This window comes from Photobacterium halotolerans DSM 18316, from assembly GCF_000425165.1.
Taxonomy (GTDB): Bacteria; Pseudomonadota; Gammaproteobacteria; order Enterobacterales; family Vibrionaceae; genus Photobacterium; species Photobacterium halotolerans.
The window spans coordinates 1-5,671 of record NZ_AULG01000037.1; the positions used below are offsets into that span (position 1 = coordinate 1).

The following is a 5,671-nucleotide window of genomic DNA, read 5'->3' on the forward strand; positions in this document are numbered from 1 at the left end:
GACATGACTTACCGGGCTCCCGCCTTACCGGCACCAGTTGTGGAAGGCCCGCAAACTGCAGTGGTGGTCGGTCCGGCGAACGAAGAAATCTATACTGACAACCTGGGCCGCATCAAGATCCAGTTCCACTGGGACAGATTGGGTGCGTCGGATGAACACTCCAGCTGCTGGGTACGGGTCAGCCAGAGCCTGGCCGGTCCGAACTGGGGCGCGGTTTTCCTGCCGCGTATCGGGCACGAAGTGGTAGTCAGCTTCCTGGAAGGTGATCCGGATCAACCTTTGGTCACCGGGTCGGTGTATAACGGCCTGCATCTTCCGCCTTACCCGCTGCCAGAGCATAAGACCAAAACCGTTATTCGTACTCAGACCCACAAAGAGGACGGATATAACGAAATATCGTTTGAAGATGAAGTAAATCAAGAGGAAGTTTTTTTCCACGCGCAAAAGAATCTGCGCACCACAGTGATTAACGATCGTTATGGTGAAATCGGTCAAGATGAAGAGTGTAGAGTTGGCAATCATCAAATCTATGAAATTCTGGGTGATCAAAAGGAAATAATCGGCGGCCAGAAGACATCAGTCACTGAACAGACTTTTACTGAAGATGTGGCGAAAGATGTTGTGTTGACATACAACGCCAATGCATTTTCAGACATTGCAAAGAACCAAACAAGAAAAATTTTTGGGCACCAAAAAGGAGAAGTTAGCAAGGATGATAGACTGGAAGTCGGCCAAAACTACACCACAACTATTCATGCTTCCCGTAATATCAGTATTGGCGCCAATGATGAACACAATGTTGGTAACAATCTTACACTCAGCGTTGGAAAAAATGTGACTGTGAAATCTGATGGTCAAACAACGATCATTAGTGCCGATGAAATTAAACTACTGACCGGATCGTCTGGTATCATTTTAAAAAATGATGGAAAAATACAGCTTTCTGGTATCAGTTTAACCCTTGATGGCTCTGATAAAGTTAACGTTCTGGGTGGAATTGTAAAAATGAACCCCGGCAAAGCGAAAGCGATGCATCATGATGCTATTTTATCTGTAACTAATCTTACTCAGTTTCAGAAAGAAACTCATCAGCTTGAGTCACTCTATGCGATTGAACATTTACAAGGCCTCACAAAAGTTTTTGATAATGAAAAATTCGCTATGTGGCTCAGTGGCGTGTTTGGTTACAATATTCCACCTGAAGCATATCTCAGTTTATTTGAAGACTTGAAACAAGGTGCTTTCGAAAACCCGCCGATTGAAGTGACGGTAGGTAATATTGCTTTTTACGATAACCTTAAGCAAACGATTTTTGTCGGGAAAGAGCTGGTTCAGGGAGCAATCGAAAGTCAGGATCAACAAAATAAAGGAAAAATCTTAGCTGTACTCGTTCATGAATTTGGCCACCATATTGATTACATGCTTAGAAACGTCTATAGCAACGTGGGTGGTGATGCGATGCTCGACGAAGGTGCTGCATTTGCAGCGATACTCGGCAACTTCAACATTCGAAAGCAATCGTCTACTGTTATTGCACATTACAGTGGTGCATTAGGGACACATTCTATATCGCTGCAATATTCAACCCTTCATGCCGCGCTCAAAGAGCAGAGAAGCTATATCGAAAATGATAAGAAGAGTCAGAATGGTGATCGGGAATATTTCTCCGCAGGCGGTACTGCAGAACAGGCGCGCCAAGGAAAATACGGACACCAGTCAATTGAGTTGGAATTAACGGAATTTTTCAGTGAGAAAGAACGACTGACAGTCTACTATGGCAACTGGCTGAGGGATTACTCACAAGTCGTCGATCCTAAGGTTTTAGAGCTGAATCTCGATTTGCTCATCCAGCAGGCAATAGATGCAGAGCTGGGCTTAGATAGTATTCGGAAAAACTTGTCTGGTTACTTAAGCACTTTAGCGCAGGCGACAGAAACGCTGAAAATAACTGCTCAAAAAGGGCTCAATGCAGCTCAGGCGTATACACAGCAACTGAGTGATGGTCTTTCTGATTTCACAGACGAGGCTTCGAGCCGACTGTCAGTATATTCTGATACTTTGAAACAACAAAGTGTGATGCTTGAGCAAAAGCGGACGGATATAGAAACAACAAAGGATAACTTGTCTGCTGATGGTGTGAGAAGCCGGATGAACATTGAACATGCCATTGAAAGTAATCGACAGCATCAAGCCGTCATCGAATCTATGCAAAATCAGCTGGCGGTAGCCGAAAATCAGCAACGGTCTGCCAGTCAATTTGCGCAGTCAGGGTTTGCTGCCTCTTCACACACAGTGGATCGGTTAGAGACACAAGCGTTTTTTGCTGAGCAGGAAAAGTATATTCCTGCAGCTCAAGAGTCTATTCAGGAAATACAGACAAACCTTGAAGCTGCAATTAAGGAAACACAAAAAATTGCAGACCAGGAAATACGCGATTCATCTGGTATTACAGGTGGTGGAGATAGAATCGGAAGTAAAGGCATTTCTCGTGAGACACTCACCCAAATTGTCGAAATTTTGGCAAGAAAAGAGTTTCCAGAACTCTTCGCTGAAGAGGATAATTCTCCATACCGACTGACACCTGAAAAGTTGGGAGTTTATTTGCCTAAAGAACACTTAGATAACCCCAAAGGAGTGACAGCCCCGGTAAATCCTGAGTATGCGCAGATATTCAGGGGCAATTATCAAGCTGAAGAAGGTAAGATCGATCCCAATAAGTGGTATAAAAATTATTTTAAACAGTCCATTGATTATGCAAAACATCAGCTCAGTCTGGCTACCGGATTGGGAAGAACACCAGAAGGTTTGATTCATTTTGGACAGGCGCTCCATGTGATGGAAGATATTTATGCGCACTCGAATTTCGTCGAGTTGGCGATCAATCGGATTTTGAACGAGCTTCCCGATTTAACCGAGGATGAACGGCGGCACGTGAACGATTGGGTGAAAGCAGTTCCAGTCTCGCCCACCGAGCAGACGATTCAGAACATCCGCCCTCTGACCACTGGTGTGTTTGGTGCCAGCGACACTTTAGTGAGTTTGCTGTCGGTGATTGAAAAAACAAAAGATCACAGTCAATCTGTCGAAGAAGCGCATTTTCAAACCCAACTGAGTATTGTATTGATTTTAATGCAGGATTATGCACCCAATACCGTTGAAATGATTTATGATGCTTTTGGTTTGGAATATTCAACCGAGGATGAGCGAAAAACGGCAGAACAAATTCTCGCTGATGCAAAAAAATTAGACGAACTGTCCTATGATTTCAGAGAAAATTATAATGCGGTCATGGAGGCCATGTTTGGATTTATCAATCGTCTGATTGCACTGCTTGCTCGTCAGACCATGGAAGCGATGAAGAACGCACAGGACGATAGTTCTCCGACGGATCCAACCCATACTCAATTGGCTAAAGATCCGGATGATCACCCATTGCACACGATTGCCGCAGAAGCCTCTCGTGAGATGGTTCAAGCCTTTGGAAAAGCGATGCGTGATGTGTGGCGGGGCAGTGACAGTATTGATACTCTCTTATCACTGGTGGATGACTTTTTCGTTCACCCTGAGCATATTTCTTCAAACAGCCCGGCTCACATCCAAAATGTATATCAGGTGATTGCCAGGTGGACAGCCTCCAACCCGACTCGATTAAATCAGGCACGGCACTATTGGGGACATCAGCAACATGAATATATCAAGTTGAAGGAACTGGCTGGGTTAGGCGGTACGCAATTGAAATTTACTACAGATCTGATGAAAAAGGTGAACCCATGATATCAACGACACTCTGTCAATCTTTGGTGAATATACTGACTGCTGTATTTATTTTTTGGTCGGCAGAGTCGTTTTGCCAGACGGATATCACGAATACCAGTGACAAACCCGTTCGTTTGGTTATGACACCAGAAACCATCACTTTTGATGGCAAGCCGTTAAGCTTTGAAAAGCCGTTGAAAGACTGGATTCATGTACTTGGAGGCAAGTATATTCAGGGTCAGCGTAGTTCAGTTGGTGCATTTGATGCTTGGCGCTTTATCTATCCAGAATTAGGGTTCGATCTTGAAGTTCAGGGCAATAACAAATCCCCCAAATCTGATTGGGTGAATGGCGAGGTGGGGACGCTCAATGATCCAATGAATCGGTACGTTGTAGATGTGAGAATTAGACTTAATCCAAAAAATGAAATCGCTCCTCCTCGTATCAATGAAAAAAAGTATGAAAACCACCCATATAATACAATGTTTGCAGATTATGCCATCAACTTTTACGGGGCGATTGTTGATCGTTCAGTGAAGAAAGAACAGATTATAAAATACGGTGAAGGTGTGGCAATGGACAGGCATTTTAATTCAGTTGATGCGAGAGTCTCTGGGAACCATAATGCAACTATTATCTTTGAACACTTTTTTGGTAAAAAGCCTGAAGTTCCGGTGATGCTGGAAATTTATCCGTCATCAAAGTTAAAATATAAAAATGAATTGAAGTACTTTGGTAAAGTGGTATCTCGGTAGTTTTTTGTATAGACAGAATATTTTTCAGCAATCATTTACACGAATGAAAGCTGGTTTGTCACCAAAAATTGAGTGTTCTATTTATTATTTGAAGTAATAATAAGAAAGTTAGGGGTTGATAATGAAAAAACTAGTTTTTCTTATAATCATAGGGATGACAGCGGTAAATGCTCATGCTGAGGTTAAAGAGACGATTAGTGAACTGACAAAAGGTATAATTAAGTTCACAAAAGAGGTCTCCAGTGGAATGACATAAGGGTTAAAGGAAGGGCGAAGTTCAACGGAAAGCGCCGATGGATCTATCGTGGTAACCAATGAAAGTGAAACGCTTGAATATATTAAAATAGATGTTTTAAGTGTAGCGGGAAAAAATGAATCGGATTTAACTGTTGTCGAATTTAGCTTCGAAAACAAACATAACAGACCCGTAAGAATAACAGGGTTAGGTGAGCAAGGTGCTCTGATAACTATTGATAAAGAAGGTTTTTCTCATTCTTTGATAAACGGTAATAATATCGAATTTACAGTGCCTAATGAAGCGGCAAAAAAACACTCGCTAATATTTTCAGGTAGCGCATCACAGGTTAAACAAGTGAGAGTTTGGCGTGAAACCTACGACATTGACACTAAGTTTAGAGATGCTAGTAAAAATACCGGATTGTGATTTTTTATCACCTCAACATCAATGCGGCGCATAATCGTTTATAATTCTGAAATTATTTTTTGTCATTTCATGGGAAGGTATCAAGGCGCTATGTAAGCCTTAGATGCGTGGCTCTGTGAGATTTTCTTTGCTTGCAGAAAAGCACAGATTCGAAGGCTGAGTCATCTTACGTAAAAGCTGATAATAAAGTTTGTAGACAAAGCAAACTTGCTCATTTTCCGTTTCCTTGCTGCTCATAATACCGTGTTTCGTTAAATCACCTGTTAAAGGAAGGCTTTTGCCTGATGCTCTCTTGAGTTGAAATCACTGCTGGCTCAGGAAGAAGGAGCAGAATGCTACATCTTGAATCCACATGCGAACATAGAAAACAGAAGAATTGAATCTGGTGAAAGGAAAGTGGGCAAGGCTTCTATAACGAAAATTCGTAAAGAAGTTGCTAAGAAATTAGAAAATTTTCCAAAAAGTCAGCAATAAAAATGGGTTAAAAATTCACTAA

3 protein-coding genes are annotated in these 5,671 nt (G+C 42.2%); all 3 read left to right on the forward strand.

The features are described 5' to 3' along the window. The first annotated feature begins 3 nt into the window (after window positions 1-3). The 3 genes from tssI (at window position 4) to H511_RS0108935 (ending at window position 5,175) form a co-directional block, all read left to right on the forward strand. The gene (gene tssI / locus H511_RS25110) at window positions 4-3,774 is read left to right on the forward strand and encodes a type VI secretion system tip protein TssI/VgrG (RefSeq protein WP_276324925.1); all 3,771 of its coding nucleotides are present in this window, start codon (window positions 4-6) and stop codon (window positions 3,772-3,774) included. Continuing rightward, window positions 3,771-4,511: a hypothetical protein gene (locus H511_RS0108925; protein WP_027251996.1), complete on the forward strand. Its 741-nt coding sequence runs from the start codon at window positions 3,771-3,773 to the stop codon at window positions 4,509-4,511. The genes tssI and H511_RS0108925 overlap by 4 nt, the downstream gene beginning before the upstream one ends. A gap of 304 nt (window positions 4,512-4,815) precedes the next feature. Continuing rightward, on the forward strand, window positions 4,816-5,175 hold the full coding sequence (locus H511_RS0108935; protein ID WP_027251997.1) for a hypothetical protein: 360 nt from the start codon (window positions 4,816-4,818) through the stop codon (window positions 5,173-5,175). Window positions 5,176-5,671: the final 496 nt, after the last annotated feature.

What these genes read in the sequence shown, in the direction of transcription:
- tssI (WP_276324925.1), top strand. Translation starts at nt 4, where the DNA reads ATGACTTACCGGGCTCCCGCCTTACCGGCACCAGTTGTGGAAGGCCCG.
- H511_RS0108925 (WP_027251996.1), top strand. Translation starts at nt 3,771, where the DNA reads ATGATATCAACGACACTCTGTCAATCTTTGGTGAATATACTGACTGCT.